Consider the following 20,179-nt stretch of genomic DNA (forward strand, 5'->3'; position numbering starts at 1 on the left):
ACGCTGGCATTGACTATACCGACCGTCATAAGTAACTATGACTTCCGGTAACAGGAAGCAAGGGTGGAGGTTGTCATGGATGTAGCGGAGAACGGCTGGGACGCGCTCGTGATCGGTTCGGGCATGAGCGGGCTCACCGCGGCCGGATACCTGGCCGTGAGCGGAAAGCGGGTACTCGTCCTCGAGTCCTACGACGTGATCGGCGGGAACACCCACGTCTTCCGCCGGGCGGGCAAGTGGGAATTCGACGTCGGCGTTCACTACCTCGGCGACTGCCTGCCCGGCGGCAAACTGCCGATGCTGCTCAACGGACTCGGCCAGGCCGGGCGGGTCGAGTTCCTGCCGATGGACTCGGACGGGTTCGACACGATCACCTTCCCCGATCTCACCGTGCGCGTCCCCCGGGGCTGGGACGGGTACCGGCGCAACCTGATCGACGCCTTCCCCGATGAGGCAAGGAAGATCACCCGGATCGTCCGCGTGTTCGAGCGGATCGGGCGGCAGGTCGACCTCAGCGCCACCCCGTCCTCGCTCACCGAGATCGCCAGGTTCGCCGCCCGCTGCGGCCGGTACGCACCCTGGGCGATGGTGCCACTGGCCCGGCTCTTCGACGTCCACCGGCTGAGCCCGAAGCTGCGTGCGGTGCTGTCGGTGCACTGCGGTGCGTACGGTTCCCCGCCCAGCCGCACGCCGGTAGTGCTGCACGCCGCTTTCCTGCAGTACTTCCTGAGCAGCGGCGGCTGGTACCCGCGCGGCGGCGGCCAGGTGCTCTCCGCACGCCTCGCGCAGGCGATCGTCGCCCACGGCGGCGAGATCCGCACCCGCGCCGAGGTGGACCGCATCCTGATCGAGAACGGCAGGACGGCCGGCGTGCGCCTGGCCGGCGGCCAGACGCTGCGCGCACCGGTGGTCGTGTCCACCGCCGACATCAAACGCACCTACCTGGATCTGGTCGGCGAGGAGCACCTGCGCGCGCGGACACTGCGCAGGATCCGCGCGTATCGGATGTCGATGCCGTTCTTCAACGTCTATCTCGGGGTCGACATCGATCTGGCCGACCGGATGCCCAACACCAACTACTTCGCCTGCCCGACCGGCGAGGACGTCGGCGCGCTGATCCGCGATCTCGGTGAGAACGCCGGTGGCTACGACCGGCAGGAACGAGCCCGGCAGGCACACCGGCGGCTGCCGGCCTTCATCACCGTCACCACGACCAAGGACCCGCACAGCACGCGGTACGCGCCGCGCGGTGGATCGGTGATCGAGGCGATGAGCATGGTGCCCGCCGACCCGGAGTTCTGGGGTCTGGACTCGGCCGACGACGGTGCCTACGGCGACCGCGAGACCTATCGCGAGATGAAGCAGCTCGCCACCGATGCCATGGTGGCGCGGGTCGCGGAGACCTTTCCCGGAATCGAGGACCACATCCGCTGGGTGGAGGCGGCCACCCCGATGACCCAGACCCGCTACACCCGGGTCAGTGACGGAACCCCCTACGGCATCGAATGCTCGGTCGGCCAGTTCGGCCCGTTCCGGCCACGCCCCCGCACCGAGATCCCCGGGCTGTTCATCGCGGGCGTCAGCACCGCCTGGGGCCCCGGCGTCACCGGTGCCGCGTTGTCCGGCCTGCACGCCGCGGGCACCGTCCTCGGCAGGGACATCGCCGCCGAGGTGTTCAGCGGCTCCGTTCTCGGCGACCCCGCCCGGATCCCCGCCGACCCGCCGGGCGAGTTCGACACCCTCGCCACCGTCAAGTCACTCGCCACCCGCACCCGCCGCACTTCTACCGGGAAGGCCCCCGTCCGCTAGAGCAGCCCGGGCGGTCCGGCGCCACGCCGACGAGATCGGCAACCTCTCCTGGGCCGCGCCGGCAGGGCCGCACTACACGGCGATTCGCTTCAGCCCCGAAATGCGCGACCAGGTCGTGCCGTAATCGGTGATCAGAAAAGTGCGCACGCCGGTTGCGCGAGCGGACAGCATTCTTTCTCGGACCGAAGTCGAGAAGCTCCGCGACGTCGCGAGCGAGCGCCGAAAGCGGGGGGCTCGAAACCGCGAACGCCGACCAGCCCGCTGCGCATTCATTCAGGCAATTGTTCTAGTAAGAACTCTAGGGTGGACCCTGGGGGAGCTTGCTACAACACAAAACCCCAGGTAGAAGCCATGGAGACCTTGCTTCGGAAGCTTCCTGACCCGTCGGAGTTCGCTGCGTCGTCTGTCGACCGGTCGAAACCGAGGCGGGCGCGGCAACTCGACGCGGTCCAGATCCAAGCGCTGATCGATGGCTATCTCGAGGGGGCCACGACCTACGATCTGGGCGCCCGGTTTGGCATCGATCGTCGAACGGTCAGCGACATTCTTCATCGCAATGGTGTGCAGATACGCCGACGGGGGTTGTCACCTGAGCAGGTCGATGAAGCGATCCATCTTTACAATCTCGGCTGGTCCCTGGCTCGAGTCGGAGAACACCTTAACGTCGACCATGCGACGGTCTTGACTAGGTTGCGGGAGCGCGGTGGCCCGACCCATGACACTCACGGGCGGCCCCGCCTGCCTCGGCAACGATGGGCGACTGTCCGGGTTCGAAGCCATTCGACGACAGCAGGCAAACATGCTCGGTAACAGCGGCGGCACCGATGCGCCACGCTGTGCGCGTGCAGTGGAAACCTCCGAACTGACTCGTTCATCGCTGTGCTCGCGACTGGCGTAGTGCTGATCGCGCATGGCATCTCCCCTAGATCATTCGCTGCCATCGCGAGTGCGCTGTCCCGGCTCTATCTGCCGTGGGAGTACTGGGCCCTTCGGCCAAGGCCGCTCCGAAAGCAGTGATCAGCCGAATAGTGAAGGCCGCCACCAGGAACGCTCTCACTGATGGCGGCCTTCGAAGAGATACCGTCGGTTACGCGGTGGTCATTTGGATGATCGTCCAGCGCTGGTTGGCACTGCCGGTGCCGTCGTACTGGGAAATGCCCGCACCGTTTCCGGTCTGCCAACCGGTGACGTCGGCGAACTTGCCGGTCAGGGCGCTGGCGAGGCCGAGGGTGTTGTTGTCACCTTGGACGAACACCCACTGCTGGGCGCCGCCGTAGTGGCAGCCGAACTGGATCAGCGGTGTGCCGTTGGCGACCTCGCCGTAGCGCACGTCGAGGCACTTTCCGGAGTTCTTGTTCTTCAAGCCGTACTTCTTGTCGCCCAAGGGGACCAGTTCCCAGACCTGCTTGACTCCGCCAGCGCAGTCCCAGAGTTCGGTGCCGGCGAGGTCGGCATTGGCGCCCTGATTCGGCGTGCCCCAGACACCCGCAACCTGGACGCACCGGCCGGAGTGAACACCCTTGATCTGAATGGTGCCAAGTCGCATCTCGACGGTCCACGAGACGTGGGTCGGATCGATGAGGCGCCACCGCTGGTCAATCGAGTTGGTGTTGGTGTACTGCACGATCAAGGTCGCGTTGCCGGTACCCGAGTCGGCCGCGGTGGCGAATCGGCCGGAGCCGACGTTCTTCAGCTGGAACGTGCCGTCGGCGTTTTCCAGGAATTCCCATCGCTGGTTCGGGTGGTCGTTGCATGGGTTCTGGATCACGTTGTCGCCGCTGATGTCCAAGCACATCTTGGACGCGAGGTTCTGCAGACGGTACTGACTGCCGCCGGTGGCCTGCAGCTCCCAGACCTGCTTCGGGCTGCGGGCACAGTCCCAGAGCTCGCCGCTTGCGCCGGCGGCGAGCGCGCCCCGGCCCGGTGTGTCCCACGGGCCGGCGACCGAAAGACAGCGGCCGGACTGGATGCCCTGCAGTTCGACGACCCGCTTGTCGGCCGGCTTGATCAGGTCGAGTTTGGCCGCGGCGTGCTGGCCGGTGAGGAGGAACTCGTTGCGCTGGGCGGTGGTGCCTGCGAGGGCGGCGCGGGCTGCGGCGACCAGGTTCGGCTGATAGCCGTCGCGTTCGGCCCTGTCGAGGATAACCCGGATCTGACGTTCGGCCTCGATTGCGTCGAGCCGTTCCTGCTCTTTGATGTCCGCCTGGTGTGCCTCGTGCACACCGGTGAAGATGAACGCCTTCCACGCCGCCGCGTCACGACTGTCGTAGGCAACCTGCGCCGCCGCCTTCACCTTGGGGCCGATGGCGCGCTTGATCACCTCGTAGATGAACTCGTGATCAGGCAGGTTCTTGAGTTCTTCGGTGGCCGTCGACTTCGTCGCGGCCGCCCAGGCGCGTTCCTTCGCCGTCCGGTTCGCCTGGCGCTCGAGATGTTCGCGTTCGAGACGTTCGGCTTCCTCGATCTTGCGCTTCTTGTCGGCTGCAGACGCAGTGTAGATCCCCGTGACCACGAACTCCTGGCGCTGGTCGTCCGTAGAACCCGTCTTCAGGACAGCCGCGGCCCCCTTCTTGACATCGCTGCCCTCTTCCGACATCTCCCACAGCTTGAAGACGAAGTTCTCCAGCGAACCGTCCAATTGCGCCTGCGGCACGGTGACCCAGCCGATCTCGGCAGCGGCCGCAAGCCGCTGACGGTCGCGCTCTGCCTTCTTCGCCAGCTCGATCTGGTCCAGCCGGACGGCCTCGAAAATGCCGGTCTTGATGAACGTGTAGCAGGCGTTCTCGTCAGTCGTGTCTGTGAACGCCTTGAGCGCGGCGGACTTGACCTGACTGCCCTCGCGGGCTTTCTGCCACAACGTGATCACGAAGTTCTTATCGCTCATCACCGCCATTTCGGGCGTGAGGAGGAGGTTGAGCTCACGCGCGGCCGCGGCCTTTTCGTCGGTGGTCGACTCCGGCACGGCCTGCGTGGACGCCGCCGAAGACGGAGTGGGCTCGGTCGCTTGTGCCGGAGCCGCTGCGACGCCACCGGCCAGCGTCGCAGCGATGGATAGCGCGGCTATTCCGCGCACGCCGCAGCGGACCAGACTGAATCTGGACAAAGAATTCTCCCCCTCTGAGACCAATGCAATACGCCCATATGGACTATGTCGTAAGTAGTGTCGTGACACCATTGGTCAATGTTTCTTGAACATTGACATGACTCACACGGGGCCAGCAACCACGAGTGGTCTAGATCACTGATCGCCTGCGTTCGAGGCGTGCTAAGACTTAGGCGAGCATTCTTGCTCGCCAGGCTGTTTGTTCGGGGGATTCATTAGGGGGAACAAATTGGGCCGTCATGTACTCATGCGCACGGCACTGGTCGCGGCAATCGCTGCCGGAGGTATCGTTTCGGCCGGCTCGCCCGCAGCGGCAGACGGAGACGTCATCGCCGTCGCCGATGCGGCTGACCAGGTGGAACAGGTGGAACGCAGTCGTGTCCGGCGGATAGCGACGCGGGATTACCGGCCGGAAGTAACGGCTGAGGCCTGGCACGCGATACTCAGCTCCAGGGGAGCCGAGGCGATAAGGGAATTCCTGGATTTCGGATATCAGAAAGCGAAGAACCGGGCAGCGGAGACAGTCGCCCGTAATACCCGATACATTTTGGATGTCAACAGGTTTTCGATTCCCGGGAGCGCGGTGCGTGCTACGTCTTCCCGCGTTCTGCTGGGCTCGGACAGTGAAAAAGTCGACTATGTCCAGAGCGGCCTCGCGAAAGCGCAAGAACTGGACCAGATCAACGACAACAGGTACGAGGAGAAGATCGCCGCGCAGGCACGGGCTGATCGCGACTACGTCGCTGAGCTCGCCGCGCACGATCCCGGCCCGCAGGTACGGGCCGCCGCGGGGCGCGCATTGTCGGTCGGTGACGATGTCGCGATCGGCTTGTTCTTCAAGTACTACTGGGCGAGCGCCGCGAAGCTGGACGACGAGGCCTTCCGTCGCACCGCGGCGGATCTGAACGCCCTGTGGCACAGCAAGATCCGGCTGCTGACCGAGGCCGCGCTTGCTGCTGAGAAGGCCGAGCGTGAGTCGAGCGGTGAGCTCGCGCGGAAGGCGCGCGCCGACGCGATCGCGGCGTGGCGTTCGATCGACGACCAAGCAAGTCAGTCGTCTGTGGACTGGACGGCCGAACGGGACAAGGCGGCTTCTCAGGCCGCGGCGTGGGCCGAGGTCGCCGCGCACGCCCGTGCCGCGACGACCGGACAGGACTGGGCAAGTGTCCTCGCCCGCGCCGAGCAGGGCAACACGTCGTGGGCCGATGAGGCCGAGTGGGCCATCCAGCAGGCAAGCGCTTGGCAGGCGATCGCCGCACAAGCACGAGCGAACGCCACAGCGGCCACCGAGCGGGACCGAGGGGATCAGTAACCGCATGAACAAGACATCTACTGGCGCCGCGCTGTGGCGCAGACCGGTGACGGCCGTAGTCCTCACGATGATCATGGCTTTGCTGGGCGGCCTTGTCCCCGCCCAGGCCGCTGCGGCGCCCGCGACGGCGCCTGCTGTCGCGGCCACGACCGTCGTGTCGGAGGATCCCCCTCCCCTGGACGACGAGGACCAGTTCAACCGTGAGCTGGTCGAGGACATCGCCAAGCACGCGCCCGACATCGAGGTCCGGGAGGCCGCGCAGGCGGCGCTGGACTCGAACGATCCGGCGAGGATCATCTGGTTCCTCGACTACGGCGAGGCGGAGGCCAAGGCCAAGGCGGCGGAACGTAAACGTGTCACTGCGGCGAAGAACCGGGAACTGGTGCAGGGCTGGGCGCAGACCGGCGGACCGCACGTCCGGGCCGGGGCGCAGACAGCACTCGACTCCGGCGACGACAAGGTGATCGCCGACTTCGTCGCCTACGGCAAGGAAATCGCCGAGAAGCAGGACCAGAAGGACGCCGAAGACTCGAAGGCCGAACAGGATCGCATCACCGGGCGCGTGCGGGACATGGTCGCGCAGGGTGGACCACAAGTGCAGGTCGAGGGCGAAGCGATCCTGCTGACCGGCGACTACGCCCGCATCCGTGAGTTCTACCTGACCGGTTACGCCGAGGCGAACCAGCGCGATCACGATTTCCAGCAGGTCATCGAGAAGGCGCTGGAGGATCGCAACAAGGCGATCACCGAGCTCAACGCCTTGGCGCGACGCGCGGAAGCGGCGGCGGACGCACGGGCCGAGATCATGCGTGCGAACATCAACGCCGTCAAGGTCATGGAAGACGGCCTGTTCGCGATGCAGATGGCCGTGAAGGCGGCGCACAAGGCCGACAAGATCTTCCAGGAAGATAAGCCCGGCCGGGTGAACGGTGCCAAGGGGCGAAACCAGGACATCGACGCGTTGCGTGCCGAGGCGACGGAGTACGCCGCGCGAGGCGGCCGCGTCGCCGGGGAAGCCCGGGGTATCAACACCCAGGTCCACAACGCCGCGGCCCGCCTCGTCGAGGCAGGTCTGACCAACGGCCTGGACTGGGCCAAGGTCACCATCGGCATCAGTCATGCCGTCGAGGCGACCGCGTTCGCTGCGGAGACCTCACAGCACGCGATCGAGGCGACGCTGGCCGACAGCCGCGCGCTCGATGCGGACCGCAACGCGCAGGAGCACGCGAACAACGCTCACAAGTACCGCGCGGAAGCCGAACGCCAGGCGCAGCGGGCACTCGACCTGGCCGCGGCGGCGAGGGTTCAGCGTGACATCGCCCTCGCAGCCCGCGACCGCGCCGAACAGCAGAAGAACCTTGCCGCCCAAAAGGCGGCGCAGGCCAAGCAGCACGCCGCGAACGCCCGCACCGCCCGGGCGAACGCGCAAAGCGCGGCCAAGAACGCTATCGCCAAGTCCAAGGACGCCACGACCGCCTACAACAACGCTGTCCAGTACAAGGCCGACATGGACGCGACAGTCCAGAAGGCCGCGCAGCTCGGGCAAGAGCTCAAGGACGCGGAGACCGTCTACGGCCAGTACGCCGCGCTCTACCACGAGTACGAGCCGAAGCTGCTGGACGCGCTCAGGAAGGCCGAGCAGCTCGGTGGCGAGGCCTGGGACGAGTACCGGCGTATCGAGGCCGAGGCCAACAAGGCCAAGGCCGCCGCCGCCCAGTCGGAGGCGTGGGCGAGCCGGGCCAGGGCCGCTGCGGCCACCGCGCGTGCCGAGGCGCAGAAGGCGACGAACGCGGCGAACGCGGCGCACCAGGCGGCGATGCGCGCGAACCAGGAAGCGGTGACGGCACGCCGTGCTGCGGACGAAACGCACCGCCTCGCGCTGGAGGCCGCGAACGCGGCAGTCGCCTCCAACAACGCGGCCGAGATGGTGCAGCGCGAGGCCGAGTCCGCAGTGCGTGAGGCCAACCAGTCCGTGTACCAGTCCATGATCGCGGACCGAGCGGCAGCAGCTGCGGCAGCATCCGCCGAACTGGTCATCGATCCCGTGCGGGCGGCGGAAAGCATCCTCAAGCCGTTCGCCGGGATCAACGCCGACGCCCGCAGAGCGCTGGCGAGCGCCGCCGAAGCACTGCTCATCAGCGAGGAACAATCCCGTCTGGCACGGGGGAAGGCGACAGAAGCGGCAGCGGCCGCGGTCCGTGCGCAGAAAGCGGCCGACGAGGCCGTCGCCGACATCAAACCGGCCTATGAGGCGGCCGCCCGCGCCGTCGCCGCGGCGAACGCGGCCGCACAGGACGCACTCACCGCCAACGACGCGGCGAACACGGCGGCGCAGCACGCGACTGCTGCGTCGGGCTCGGCGGCCACGGCCGCGCAGTGGGCGAACTCGGCCCGGTCCGACGCGACACTGGCAAGCCAGTCCGCCAACGCCGCATCTTCGGCCGCAGCGGCGGCGGGCCAAGCAGCGGGAGCGGCGGAGAGGATCCGCAGCGCCGCGCTGGAAGTCACCAAGGGCTTCGACGCCTTCGAGCAGTCGGTCAGCGACCGCCTGAAGCAGGTCATCGACATCCGCAAGCGGTACGACGAAGCTGTGCGCCTGGCCGCGGGGGAGGCCGAGCGCAAGCGGCAAGAGCTGAACAAGCTGACGTTCGACACCCTGATGACGGCCATCAAGTGCAAGTCCGACACGTTGGATCCGAAATGCCAGGAGCTGCTGGGCAAGATCAAGGAGCGGATCGGGGCGGATCTTGAAGCCCTGGGCAACTACATCGAAGACTGGTTCTGGTGCTCGTCCGGCGTCGATGCGGACGCCTGCACGCGATATCACGAGAAAACGAAGAAGGCCCTCGAATTCTCCTGGGAAGCGATCAAGGGTTTCGCCGCAGCTGCAGTCAGCCCGTTCGTCACCGTGTGGGAGGTCGGCGGCTGCGTCATCTCCGGCGTGGACACGGGTAACTGGTCAAAGTGCAAGGAGATCCTCGACGGCGCCATCTACGCCATCGAGAACCCGTACATGTGGATCAATCTGCCTGAGTGGCAGACCAACCCCGGCAAGGCGTTCGGCGGGCTCGCGTTCGACATCACCGCCACCGTAGCCACCATTTACGCTGGTGGCAGTGGCGGTGCGGCGTGGAAGACCGTCCGAACACTTTCCAAGAAGATCGACGGCGGCTCCGGCCCGCTGTCGAAGCAGTTGGCCGATCTGGAGCGTTATGCGGTCAAGCTGCACGAGTCCGTCCGCGACAAGTTGCCGAATGCGGTCGGTGAGCTCCTCAACCTGAAGGCGCGTTTCGACAACGGAGATGCCAAGTTCGACGGCGCCATCGCGGTCGTCGACGAGCGGTTGTACCGGATGGAGCCGTTCACGGTCCGGCCGGAGGGCTCGCCGAATCTCGTTGACGGGGCGATCATCCGCCTCGAAGGCGGCACGCTGCGGATCGAGAACGGCCTGGCGAGACTCGACGGCGCCAAGCTGAAGGTCGAGCCACCGAAGTACTGTCCAGTCGCTGCCATGGCGGTGGCCTCTGCGGGTTGCGGAAAAAATGAGGGACCGAAGACCAACCCGGACAATTCCTACGAGCACGACATTGACCTTGGATACCAAGCCGGTACGTCGCTGGGTGCGCTGAAGGTCCGGCTCTCGCCCGAGGACAACGCCTGGGCCAACCGAAAGATGGACGAAGCCAAAGCCCGGGAGCCGGCGATCACGGCCAAGGTCGACGAGGTCGCGAAGAAGATCCCGACGGCGGAGCGCGTGGGCCAAAGCTACGAGCTGAAGGACAAGGGGCAGGCCCCCTACCCTTCGTACAAGCGCAAGCTGTTCGACGAGATGAACCCGAAGGCGGACAAGCCCGGAGATCCGACGCCGCCGAAGCGATCGCCGGACCAGGTCGCGGACAAGATGAACGACGCTGTCCGGTACACGATCAACTTCCCCAAGGGCACCTACGCGCTCGGCGCCCAGAACGCGCTGTGGGAGTTCGCCAAGCACTTCGAAGAGGTCAAGGTCAAGAACTTCTGGGTGAAGAAGGAAGCGGGCCAGGGCAACTATCCCGGCATCAACGTCACGTACAGGACGAAGGACGGACAGCTGTTCGAGGTCCAGTTCCACACGCCGGAGAGTTTCCACGCCAAGGACAGAGTCGAGCACTGGGGCTACGAGCAGAAGCGAGCGCTCGAAGCGGTCGACTTCAACCAGTACCCTGAACGTGAGCGAGCGGCAGTGCGCATCAGGATCCTGGAGGAGATCGAAGAATTCGAGCGGCAGTCCGCGCTCATCTTCGGTCCGGTCGAGACACCCGTGGGCGCGATCAACATCTCGCCCACCAAACCTTAACGACAGTCACAACGGACGCGCCCCTGGTGGCCACAGCCAGGGGCGCGGCTCGTTGCGGAACGAGGATCCTATGGAATGGCAGTATCTGTACTACGCGATCATGACAACTGCCTTCCCTCGTGTTGAGGAACCTGCGCTGGTCTGCCGTCGATGGGTTGACGCGCAGGGCGTCCTGCATGAGGAGGCTTTCACCGACGAGCTCGCCTGGGAGCCTTCGAGGGAACTAAGCGATGTCGAGGCCGATGGAAGCGCTGAGATTCGCCCGATCACCGAGGAGGCTGGGCTCGGGTTCGAGGCCATCCAGTACGCCCGTGTCCACATGTTCGACCCAGTTGACGGAAAGTACGAGTACTTCAAGCTCGTGGAGCTCGGCAGGACGGTTCTGGCGATCCGGACGTGGATCAGTCCTCAGGGGTACAACCTGGAGGAGACGCACACTTCGTCCGGCTGGCGGCGCAGCTACGTCCGCAGCAAGCTCGAACGCGACAGCATGGGCGGCGATCTCATACCGATCACGCAGGAGGAAGCCGAGGGCCTGTGACTTCCCGCCAACGCAAGATCAAGAACCCGATACGGTTGACGGGCCGGCTCGCCGAAAGTCGCTGCCGTTCGGGGATTCACCAAGAGAGGTTGCCGGATGAGCGAAACGCTGGATTAGACCGTCGCACGCATCGTGGCGGGCATGAGCACGATAATCGCCGACGGCGACTAGGGGCTCGATACGCGTGCCACCGATCGCCTGCTCGCCGCGTATAAGGCCTGCGGTTCGGCTATGACGGCTACGCGGGCAACGACGAGTACGGCATTTCGCTCAGCTCGCCCCGGCTGGGCGGTGCAACGCGCACTGGAGGCGTCCAACCTACGCCTCGCCGGGCGCGACGAGGCGGCATGGGATCGCCACCAGGGCGGGATGGTGCTGGTCAGGGACGCAACGCGAAACTGACGGCGGACCTGTAGCGCAGTACGGAAGCCCGTTCGAACGAGACTGCCTACCGCTGAGTTTGTGGTGCCGATCGGCGACCTGTCGCCGACGGTCCGCTCCAATTGATCTCCTTGCTTGAACACGACAAGATCGGCAAGCAGGCTCGCGGCCAGTCTGGACCTCCGCCGGTGCGGCACCTTCTTCGGCGCTTGGCGAGGTGAGCCACGGAACAGTCAGTTCATGCCGTCGATAGCTTCGTGATACTGGCTTAGGCTTACCAAGGCTGCACCGAGAACCACCAGCGACTACTCAAACGCATGCTCTTCCGTCGGCTCCCCTCGCCGACGACCGCATCACCAACCATGAGCTGTGGCCCGCCACGCTGTGACCTGAACAACGTCAGCCCACCAGGCCCGCACAGTACTGGACTAAAACACCAAACATGTCCTGAACAGCGAAAACCCTCTCGCTCGTGCCATGAGCGAGAGGGTACTGTGGCATGCAAACCCGCAGGTCAAACCGCGAAAATCGAACTTTCGGTGGAGCTGAGGGGAATCGAACCCCTGACCTTCTCGATGCGAACGAGACGCGCTACCAACTGCGCTACAGCCCCTGGTGAAGCTTGCCCCTCATTTGGAGCTCCATGAGCCTATCAGTGGCTCATGGAGCCCCAAAATCCGGGGGTCACTCTCCTGCGGCCCGGCGGAAAGGCCTGGTCCCGGGCTCATCGAGCTCGTGGAAGGCCGGATCCTCGTCGTCGAGGTCGACGACGACGGCTTGGCGCCGGAGGCGGGACATCGGGGACGGTTTGCGCTCCACGACGGCCGGGCGTTCGGCGGCGACGACCTCGACGTCCTCGTGGGACTCATGGGACTCGTCGTCGCCCGCGTTCGCCGGGCGGCGCGGGGCGCGGGTGTTGTTGAAGCGGGCGAGGCGGCGCTGCCGGATCTCGTTTTCGATGCGCACCTGGCGGCGCAGGTACGCGAGGTAGCCGATGAGGCCCGCGTCGACGACACCGTTCGCCCACCAGACCGTCGGGGTCAGGAAGCCTGCGACGGCCGCGGTGGTGACGACCAGCACCAGGAGCGCGATGACGACCCGCTGCCGGAACGCGTATTTGGCGCGGGCGGCCATGTCCGCCGCCTCCGGGTCGAATCCGCCCCGGCCCGGCCGGTAGCCGGCGCCTTGGCGTTCTCTTTCGGGACGGGCCGCGTGCGAGGGCTGGGGAAGCGGTTCGGCTTCCGGCTCCTCGTCTTCGAGGTCGGCGTCGAGCTCCGCCTCGAGTTCGGCCAGGTCGTCTTCTACCGATGGTTCCGTGTTCTCCGCCATCGCGAACTCCTCCGGTCCCTCGTGGCGTGTGCTCCCGCTCCGCACGACTCGCGCCGCCAAGGCCGAGTCCGTCGTCCGTGCGACCTGCTGGCGCTTGCGGGCGACCATGGGCACGAGAACGACGAGCCATGCCGCTGCGAGCGCGACGATGATCACCGAACTGGGCATCTCCCGTCACCTCCCCCGATCCACTGCTGTAGTCACGCTAGCCACAACAGTCACACACGCCGCGCAGACTCGCCGGTTTCGATCACGGAAAATGCATCACCAAATTAGGTGAATCTCACAGCATGTGGTAACGCGGTCACCGAAACGACCCGGTGACGGGGTCAAACGCGCTCCGCGTGGCCCTTCGCGACGAGCCGCGACACCAGTCCGTCACCGGTTTCCTCCTTGGTGACGGCGTAGCAGAAGTGGTCGCGCCAGCCGCCCGCGACGTCGAGATATCGCTCGAAAAGGCCCTCTTGGCGATACCCCGCTTTGGCGAGAACCCGCAGGCTGGGGGTGTTTTCGGGACGGACGGTGGCCTCGAGCCGGTGTAGCCCGCCGAAGTCGAAGACGTGGTCGGTGACGAGGGCGACGGCGCCGGTCGCGACGCCGCCGCGGACGATGTCCGATGACACCCAGTAGCCGATCCAGGCGGACCGGAGCGACGCCCGGATGACGTTACCCACAGTGATCTGCCCGGCGAAGCGTCCATCCACCGTGATGGTGAACGGGAGACATTGCCCGCGCCGGGCCAGCCCGCGCAGGGCCAGCCATTGCGACGGCCACGACCAGTACGCGTTGCGGTCCGGCCACGGCCCGACACCGGTCGGTTCCCACATTTCGAGGTGTTCGCGATCCCGCAGCCGGACGCGGCTCCACTCGCCGGCGTCCCGTAGCCGGATCGGCCGGACGGCGAGGATCCCGGCGGGCACCCGGAGCGGCCCCAGCTTCGCGGGCCAGCCCGGATGCCTGCTCTCGATCGGATACGCGACGCCGGAAATCGGTGCGCCCATTACGCCCGCTGGGCCAGGAAGGTCACCTTGACCTGCTCGCCCGCGGCGACCTCGGTGAGGTCTTCGTCGATGTTGATCAGGCAGTTCGCCTCGGCCAGTGACGCCAGCAGATGCGCGCCGGAGGTGCCGAGCGGCTGCACCAGGTACTCGCCGTTGCCCTCGTCACGCAGGAGTTGCCCGCGCAGGAAACCCTTGCGGCCCTTGGTCGAGGTGATCGGGGAGAGCAGCCGCGCGCCGACGATCCGGCGGTGCGGGTTGCGGGTGCCGCGCGCGGCGCGGATCAGCGGGCGGACCAGGACCTCGAACACGACCAGCGCGCTCATCGGGTTGCCGGGGATCAGGAACGTCGGCACCGAATCGGGGCCGAGCCTGCCGAAGCCCTGCACCGAACCGGGATGCATGGCGACGCGGGTCATGTCGATGTGGCCGAGGTCGGACAGTGCCGCGTGCACCTCGTCGCCCGCGCTTCCGCCGGCGCCGCCCGCGACGACGACGATCTCCGACATCAGCAGGCGGCCTTCGACGATCTCGCGCAGCCGTTTCGGATCGCCGGGGACGATGCCGACGCGGCTCACCTCGGCGCCCGCGTCGCGCGCGGCGGCGGACAGCGCGTAGGAGTTGACGTCGTAGACCTGCCCGACCGACGGCGTGCGGTCGATGTCGACCAGTTCGTCGCCGACCGACACGATCGAAACCCGCGGCCGCGGGTAGACCAGGACCTTCGCCCGGCCGACCGCGGCGAGCAGGCCGACCTGGGCCGAGCCGATGGTGTCGCCCTTGCGTACGGCGACGTCGCCGATCTGCACGTCCTCGCCGGTCCTGCGCACGTAGCCCGCGGACGGCACGGACTTGTGCACGGTGACCTTGGCCTGGTGACCGTCGGTGTAGGCGGTCGGGACGACGGCGTCGGCGAGTGTCGGCAGCGGCGCGCCGGTGTCGACCCGCACGGCCTGGCCCGGCTGTAGCCGCCGCGGCTGGCGGGAACCGGCCGCGATCTCGCCGACCACCGGCAGCTGCACCGGCTCTTGGCCCGCGGTGCGGACATCGACGCTTCGTACCGCGTAGCCGTCGACGGCAGCCTGGTCGAAACCGGGCAGCGCGTGTTCGGCGACGACCTCTTCGGCGCACAGGAGGCCTTGGGCCTCGGAGATGGCGACCCGGACCGGACGCGGGCGTACCGCGGCGTCCAGGGTCAGCGCGATCTGATCCTCGACGGAACGGAACTGTCCCGCGTCTTCGGTCTCTGCCGCTTCGGCGATGGGCTCCGTCATGACTGGGGGATCTCGATCCGTTCGTTCGACCAGGCACGCGATGAAGGCCCGTCGGTGAACTGAAGTTCACCACCGTTACCAGGAGTGATGCGGTCCGAAGCCGCGGAAATCGCCCGATCGGGCAAGCTCCTCGTGGTCCGTGCCGCCGGGGTGGTCGCTGCGCCTGTCATAGGCGTGAAGCCTAACCTGACCGCGTGGTCGAGCCCGGCAATGAACACCTGAGCAAAGCGGAGTGGCGTTCCCGGATAACCGCCGAACGACGTTCGCAGGTGGCGGAAGAGCGGCTGCGGGAGGCCGCGGCGCTCACCGTCGCGGCCGCTCGGCTGCCGGGCGAGGTCGTCTGCGCCTACGTCCCGTTCGGTACCGAACCCGGCTCGACGGGACTGCTTGATCAACTTCTCGACCTGGGGAAACGTGTGCTGCTGCCAGTCGTCCCCGAAGCGCCGGGGCCGCTGGAGTGGGCCGTCTACGAAGGCCCGCCGAGCCTCGGGCCCGGCCGGCTGCGGGGGCTGCTCGAACCGACGGGGCGCCGCCTCGGTCCCGACACGCTGGGGACGGCGGATCTGGTGCTGATCCCCGCACTCGCCGTCGACGATCAAGGCGTCCGGCTGGGCCGGGGTGCCGGCTACTACGACCGGTCGCTCGCCTTCGCCGCGCCCGGTGCGGCGCTGATCGCGGTAGTCCGCGACACCGAACTCGTGCGTGAGTTGCCCGCGGAACCGCATGACGTCCGCATGACCGGGGTACTGACCCCGGAGCACGGCCTGGCGCCGCGACCGGTAATAGACTGACGCCCCGACGCAGTGGTTCAGAAAGGGCACAATGAGCTCTGACGCGCACCTGTCCGATCAGTTCGCCGAAACGCTGTCGAAAATGCGTTCCGCGGGGGCCCACGCCATGGAGCTGGCCGCCCTGCGAAGGCGTCTCGAGCAGCTGTCCGAACCCGGCGCCGGTCAATTGCCGGGAAACGAACTCGAACCCCTCGAAGACATCAGCAGGCTCGTCGACCTGCCAGAGCCGGACGCCGAAGAAGCGCGCCGGGTGCTGGACCGCACCGCCGTCCTGAAGCTCAACGGCGGGCTGGGCACGAGCATGGGGCTCACCGGTCCGAAGTCGCTGCTGGAGATCAAGCCGGGGAAGACGTTCCTCGACGTCATCGCCATGCAGGTGCTTTCGACCCGCGAGAAGTACAACGCGCGGCTTCCGCTGATCCTGATGAATTCGGCGGGCACCCGCGAACCTTCGCTTGAACTGCTGAAGAAGTACCCCGATCTCGCCGACGACGTCATCCCGGCCGACTTCCTGCAGGGCCGCGAACCGAAGATCACCGCCGACGGGCGGCCCGCCGAATGGCCCGCGAACCCGGAACTCGAATGGTGCCCGCCGGGACACGGCGACATCTACATCGCGCTCGCGGTGAGCGGGATGCTCGAAACGCTGCTGGCGGAGGGCATCCGCTGGTGTTTCGTGTCCAACGCCGACAACCTCGGCGCGCTGCCGGACGCGCGGATCGCCGCGTGGCTCGCGAGCGAGAACGTCCCGTTCGCGATGGAGACCGTGCTCGGCACCGCTGCCGACCGCAAGGGCGGGCACCTCGCGCGGCGCGCGGGCCGGATCGTCCTGCGTGAATCCGCGCAGGTCCCCGACGGCGACGACTCGTTCGGCGATGTCGGCAAATGGCGTTTCTACAACACCAACAACATCTGGGTCGACCTCGAACGGCTGAAAGCCCTGCAGGACGCCGACCCGGCCGCGCCGCAATTGCCGCTGATCGTGAACCGGAAGACCGTCGATCCGGCCGATTCGGCCAGTACGCCGGTGATCCAGCTCGAGACGGCGATGGGCGCGGCGATCGGCTCGGTCGAGGGCGCGCGGGCCATCGAGATCCCGCGGAGCCGCTTCGCGCCGGTGAAGACCACCGACGACCTGCTCGTCGTCCGGTCCGACGCGTACGTGCTCGACGAGGGCGGGGAGATGATCCCGGAGTTCACCGCCCCGCCGGTCGTGTCGCTGAGCAAGGAGTTCTACAAGCTCCTGCCGGACTTCGACGCGCGTATCCCTTCCGCCCCTTCGCTGAAGGAGTGCACGAGCCTCTCGGTGGACGGCGACGTCACCTTCGGGAAGAACGTCGTCGTCCGCGGCGACGTGAAGATCACCGGGCCGAAAACCGTTCCGGACGGCGAAGTCCTCTAGTCCCGCTGGGTGATGAACACGTACTCGCGTCCTGGACGGTCGGGGGCGTCCCGGACGTCCAGGACGCGAAAGCCGTGTTCGGCCAGCAAGGATTCGAGATCTTCACGTTCGCGGAACCACAGCTTCGAGTCCGAGGTGACGACCTCGCCGTCGGCGAACCGGTAGCTGTACCGGAACGACACGAACGGGAGGTCCACCTCGGTGACCTCACGCCATTGCTCGACCTCGCCGACGCCGGGAACGTCGATGATGTCGTGCGCGGTGTCCGCGGCCCAGTCCTCCCACACGCGGCGACCGGGGCGCCGGATCTCGAACACCAGGTGACCACCGGGCACCAACGCGGTGCGGACGCCTTCGAGCGTCCGGCGCCATTCGCCGTCGGACAGGAAGACCTGTGCCACGTTCCCGGTCATCACCGCGAGCTCGGCGCCCGCCGCGCCCACGGCCTTCGCGTCACCGTGGACCCAGGTGATCTTCCCCTGAGGGTCCTTGGCCCTCGCGATCTCCAACGACGCCTCGGCCGGATCGACCCCCACGACCTCGATCCCGCGACCGGCCAGGAGAACCGCCAGACAGCCGGTGCCGCAGCCGACGTCGAGCACTCTCTTCGCCCCGAGCTCGCCGATGATGGCGAGGTAGTGGTCCAGGTCGTCGCGAGCGCCGTCGAAGGCGTCGTAGATCGGCGCGAGCCGGGCGTGGGCGAAGAGCGCGTCAGGCATTCGGCGACGATAGTTCCGGGACGCGTTCGAGGGCCACGGATTTACCGTCGCGCCGCCAGGCCCGTTCTCCCAGCGTGGTCAGGAGAGCGGGCAGCAGCACACCGCGGACCAGCGTGGCGTCGATCAGCACGGCGACCGCCATCCCGACGCCCATCATCTTGTACTCGATCGCGCTCAGTGTGATGAAGACGCTGAACACGCCGACCATGATCACCGCCGCACCGCTGATCACCCCCGCGCTGGTGCCGGTGCCGCGGACGATCGCGGTGACGGCGCCTTCGGCCCGGTGTTCGCGGATCCTGCTCAGGATGAAGATGTGGTAGTCCATGCTCAGCCCGAACAGCAGGACGAACATGAACATCGGCAGCCAGCCGACGACCCCGCCGTACGGGGTGAATCCCAGCAGGGAAGCGAAATGGCCGTCCTGGAAGATCCAGGTGAGCACGCCATACGCCGCGCCGATCGACAACAGGTTCAGCAAGATCGACCCGAGCGCCACCGCCACGGACCGGAAAGCCAGCAGCAGCAACACGAACGCCGCCAGCAGGACGAACCCGAACACCAGCGGCATCCGCTCGACCACTCGGTCGGCGAAGTCGCGGGCGCTCGCCGTGCGCCCCGAAACCGCGAACTCGACTCCGTCCACCTCGCCGATCGTCTGCGGGAGTACCTCGTTGCGCAGTTTCGCCAGCGCCGCATCGGCTTCCGCGTCGCGGCCCGCGCCGGACAGCGGGACCCGGACGACCACGGCGTCGTCGACGTTCGCCACCGTGACGGGTTTGTTGAGCACGCCGGAGGTCTCCCCGATCCGCCGGTCGAGATCCGTGATCGCCGACCGCAGCGCCGGGCTGTCGACCGGGCCGCCGGTTTCGGCCGTCAGCACCACCGTCGCGGGGTAGACGGCTCCCGGGAAGGCTTCCTGGGTGCGGACGGCGACGTCGATCGTCGCGACCGACCGCGGCAGGCTCTCCGCCGGTGTCGGATCCTGCAGCCGCATGCCGAGGGCGGGGAGCGTGAGCAGGATCAGCAGCGCCACCGCGAGTCCGCCCCACAGCGACGGCCGCCGGGTGACGACGCGGGCCGTCGCGGACCAGAACCGTGACTTCTCCGCGGCGGTGCGGCGCTTGCCCAGCCAGGGAATCCGGCCGCGATCGACCTTGCCGCCCAGCAGCGAGAGCAGCGCCGGGAGGACGGTGACCGCGCCGAGCACGGCCAGCCCGACCACGAACGCCGTGCTGATCGCGAGGCCGGTGAAGTTGTCGAGTCCGGTGAACACCAGCCCGCTCACGCACAGGACCACCGTGACGCCGGAGACGACCACGACGTGCCCGGAGGTCCGCGCCGCGATGCGGATCGCGTCGTCGACGGAGTGGCCGCGCGCGCGTTCTTCTCGTTGCCGCCTCAGGAAGAACAGCGAATAGTCGACGCCGACCGCCATCCCGATGAGCAGCGTGATCACCGTGGTCGCGCCGTTGATCGGGGTGAAGTCGTCGACGACGGACAGGAAGCCGAATGTCGCCGCGACGGTCGTGCCCGCGAGCAACAACGGCACCGACGCCGCGACCAGCGCGCCGAAAACGATCAGCAGGATCACCAGCGTCAGCGGCAGCGAAAGGAGTTCCGAACGCTTCACGTCCTCCCGGATGCCCTTGTCGACCACGGTCGACAGGCTGAGATCCCCGGACTGGCCCAGCCGGACGGACGGATGCCGGGAAGCGACCTTGTCGACCAGTGCGGACGCGGTTTCGAAGTTCGGGCGGATGTCCTTCTCCCCGCCCGCGATCGAAAAGCCGACGAGGCCGGACGAGCCGTCGGCCGAGATCCGCTCGGCACCGTCGGTGGCCAGCGGTGAGCGGACGTCGGTGACGGAGCCGGATCGGGTGAGTGTCGTCACCAGGTCTTCGGTCGCTCGCCGGAGTTCCTCGTCGGTGGCGAACGGTCGCGAGCCGGGTTCATTCGCCTGGACGAGAACGTTCTCGCGTAACGGTTCGAAAGTGTCCTGGGCATTCAAAGCGGTCTGTGCGCGACCGGACTCGCCGGGATCGGTGCTTCGACGGCTTTCGCCGTCCAGCAGCATTCCCGACAGCAGGGCGAGGACCACGAGGGCGACCCAGCCGACGAGGGTGACTGCGCGGTGCCGCAGAGACCAGGCGGCGATCTTTTCGGGCAGCATGAACTACAGTC

At 67.1% G+C, this 20,179-nt stretch carries 12 protein-coding genes, 1 tRNA gene and 1 pseudogene; 7 read left to right on the forward strand and 7 right to left on the reverse strand.

The genetic code is table 11. From position 1 onward, the window contains the following. Window positions 1-75: 75 nt before the first annotated feature. Entirely contained in the window at window positions 76-1,809 is a 1,734-nt protein-coding gene (locus DL990_RS17585; RefSeq protein ID WP_125799321.1) for an NAD(P)/FAD-dependent oxidoreductase, read from the forward strand. A 1,087-nt stretch (window positions 1,810-2,896) separates the two neighbouring features. Here DL990_RS17585 and DL990_RS17595 read toward each other — a convergent pair. Further along, window positions 2,897-4,771 (reverse strand): RICIN domain-containing protein, encoded by a 1,875-nt coding sequence (locus DL990_RS17595; protein ID WP_158632633.1) that lies wholly within the window; start codon window positions 4,769-4,771, stop codon window positions 2,897-2,899. Window positions 4,772-5,159: 388 nt separating this feature from the next. Here DL990_RS17595 and DL990_RS17600 point away from each other — a divergent pair, with 388 nt between their 5' ends. The 4 genes and pseudogenes from DL990_RS17600 to DL990_RS17610 all read left to right on the forward strand — a co-directional run bounded on the left by DL990_RS17600 (window position 5,160) and on the right by DL990_RS17610 (window position 11,101). Next, on the forward strand, window positions 5,160-6,224 hold the full coding sequence (locus DL990_RS17600) for a hypothetical protein (protein ID WP_125799323.1): 1,065 nt from the start codon (window positions 5,160-5,162) through the stop codon (window positions 6,222-6,224). A gap of 73 nt (window positions 6,225-6,297) precedes the next feature. Beyond that, window positions 6,298-6,540: pseudogene (locus tag DL990_RS42410) on the forward strand (ALF repeat-containing protein); the annotation flags it as partial. Between the two features lie 66 nt (window positions 6,541-6,606). Continuing rightward, window positions 6,607-10,560, forward strand: a complete 3,954-nt coding sequence (locus DL990_RS17605) for an ALF repeat-containing protein (RefSeq protein ID WP_233620501.1) — start codon at window positions 6,607-6,609, stop codon at window positions 10,558-10,560. 70 nt (window positions 10,561-10,630) lie between these two features. Continuing rightward, the gene (locus DL990_RS17610) at window positions 10,631-11,101 is read left to right on the forward strand and encodes a hypothetical protein (protein ID WP_125782420.1); all 471 of its coding nucleotides are present in this window, start codon (window positions 10,631-10,633) and stop codon (window positions 11,099-11,101) included. 921 nt (window positions 11,102-12,022) lie between these two features. Here DL990_RS17610 and DL990_RS17620 read toward each other — a convergent pair. The 4 genes from DL990_RS17620 to glp all read right to left on the reverse strand — a co-directional run bounded on the left by DL990_RS17620 (window position 12,023) and on the right by glp (window position 15,083). Next, window positions 12,023-12,095, reverse strand: a tRNA-Ala gene (locus DL990_RS17620). 71 nt (window positions 12,096-12,166) lie between these two features. Continuing rightward, complete coding sequence (gene glpR / locus DL990_RS17625; protein WP_125799324.1) at window positions 12,167-12,979, reverse strand: gephyrin-like molybdotransferase receptor GlpR; 813 nt, start codon at window positions 12,977-12,979, stop codon at window positions 12,167-12,169. A gap of 161 nt (window positions 12,980-13,140) precedes the next feature. After that, window positions 13,141-13,812 (reverse strand): GNAT family N-acetyltransferase, encoded by a 672-nt coding sequence (locus DL990_RS17630; protein WP_125782424.1) that lies wholly within the window; start codon window positions 13,810-13,812, stop codon window positions 13,141-13,143. Then, window positions 13,812-15,083, reverse strand: coding sequence for a gephyrin-like molybdotransferase Glp (gene glp / locus DL990_RS17635; RefSeq protein WP_005155621.1), 1,272 nt, complete (start codon window positions 15,081-15,083; stop codon window positions 13,812-13,814). The genes DL990_RS17630 and glp overlap by 1 nt, the downstream gene beginning before the upstream one ends. Window positions 15,084-15,301: 218 nt before the next feature. On the opposite strand from glp, the gene DL990_RS17640 reads away from it, so the two are divergent. Both DL990_RS17640 and DL990_RS17645 read left to right on the forward strand, forming a co-directional pair. Next, the gene (locus tag DL990_RS17640; protein WP_125782677.1) at window positions 15,302-15,874 is read left to right on the forward strand and encodes a 5-formyltetrahydrofolate cyclo-ligase; all 573 of its coding nucleotides are present in this window, start codon (window positions 15,302-15,304) and stop codon (window positions 15,872-15,874) included. Window positions 15,875-15,905: 31 nt separating this feature from the next. Continuing rightward, entirely contained in the window at window positions 15,906-17,276 is a 1,371-nt protein-coding gene (locus tag DL990_RS17645) for a UTP--glucose-1-phosphate uridylyltransferase (protein ID WP_125782426.1), read from the forward strand. On the opposite strand, the gene DL990_RS17650 is transcribed toward DL990_RS17645, so the two are convergent. Together DL990_RS17650 and DL990_RS17655 are read right to left on the reverse strand one after the other, a co-directional pair. Further along, window positions 17,273-17,995, reverse strand: a complete 723-nt coding sequence (locus DL990_RS17650) for a class I SAM-dependent methyltransferase (protein ID WP_125782428.1) — start codon at window positions 17,993-17,995, stop codon at window positions 17,273-17,275. The two genes, DL990_RS17645 and DL990_RS17650, sit on opposite strands and share 4 nt — an antisense overlap. Further along, window positions 17,988-20,168, reverse strand: a complete 2,181-nt coding sequence (locus DL990_RS17655) for an MMPL family transporter (protein WP_125782430.1) — start codon at window positions 20,166-20,168, stop codon at window positions 17,988-17,990. Before DL990_RS17655 ends, DL990_RS17650 begins: the two co-directional genes overlap by 8 nt. Window positions 20,169-20,179: the final 11 nt, after the last annotated feature.

This window comes from Amycolatopsis sp. WAC 01416 (assembly GCF_003947485.1).
Classification (GTDB): domain Bacteria; phylum Actinomycetota; class Actinomycetes; order Mycobacteriales; family Pseudonocardiaceae; genus Amycolatopsis.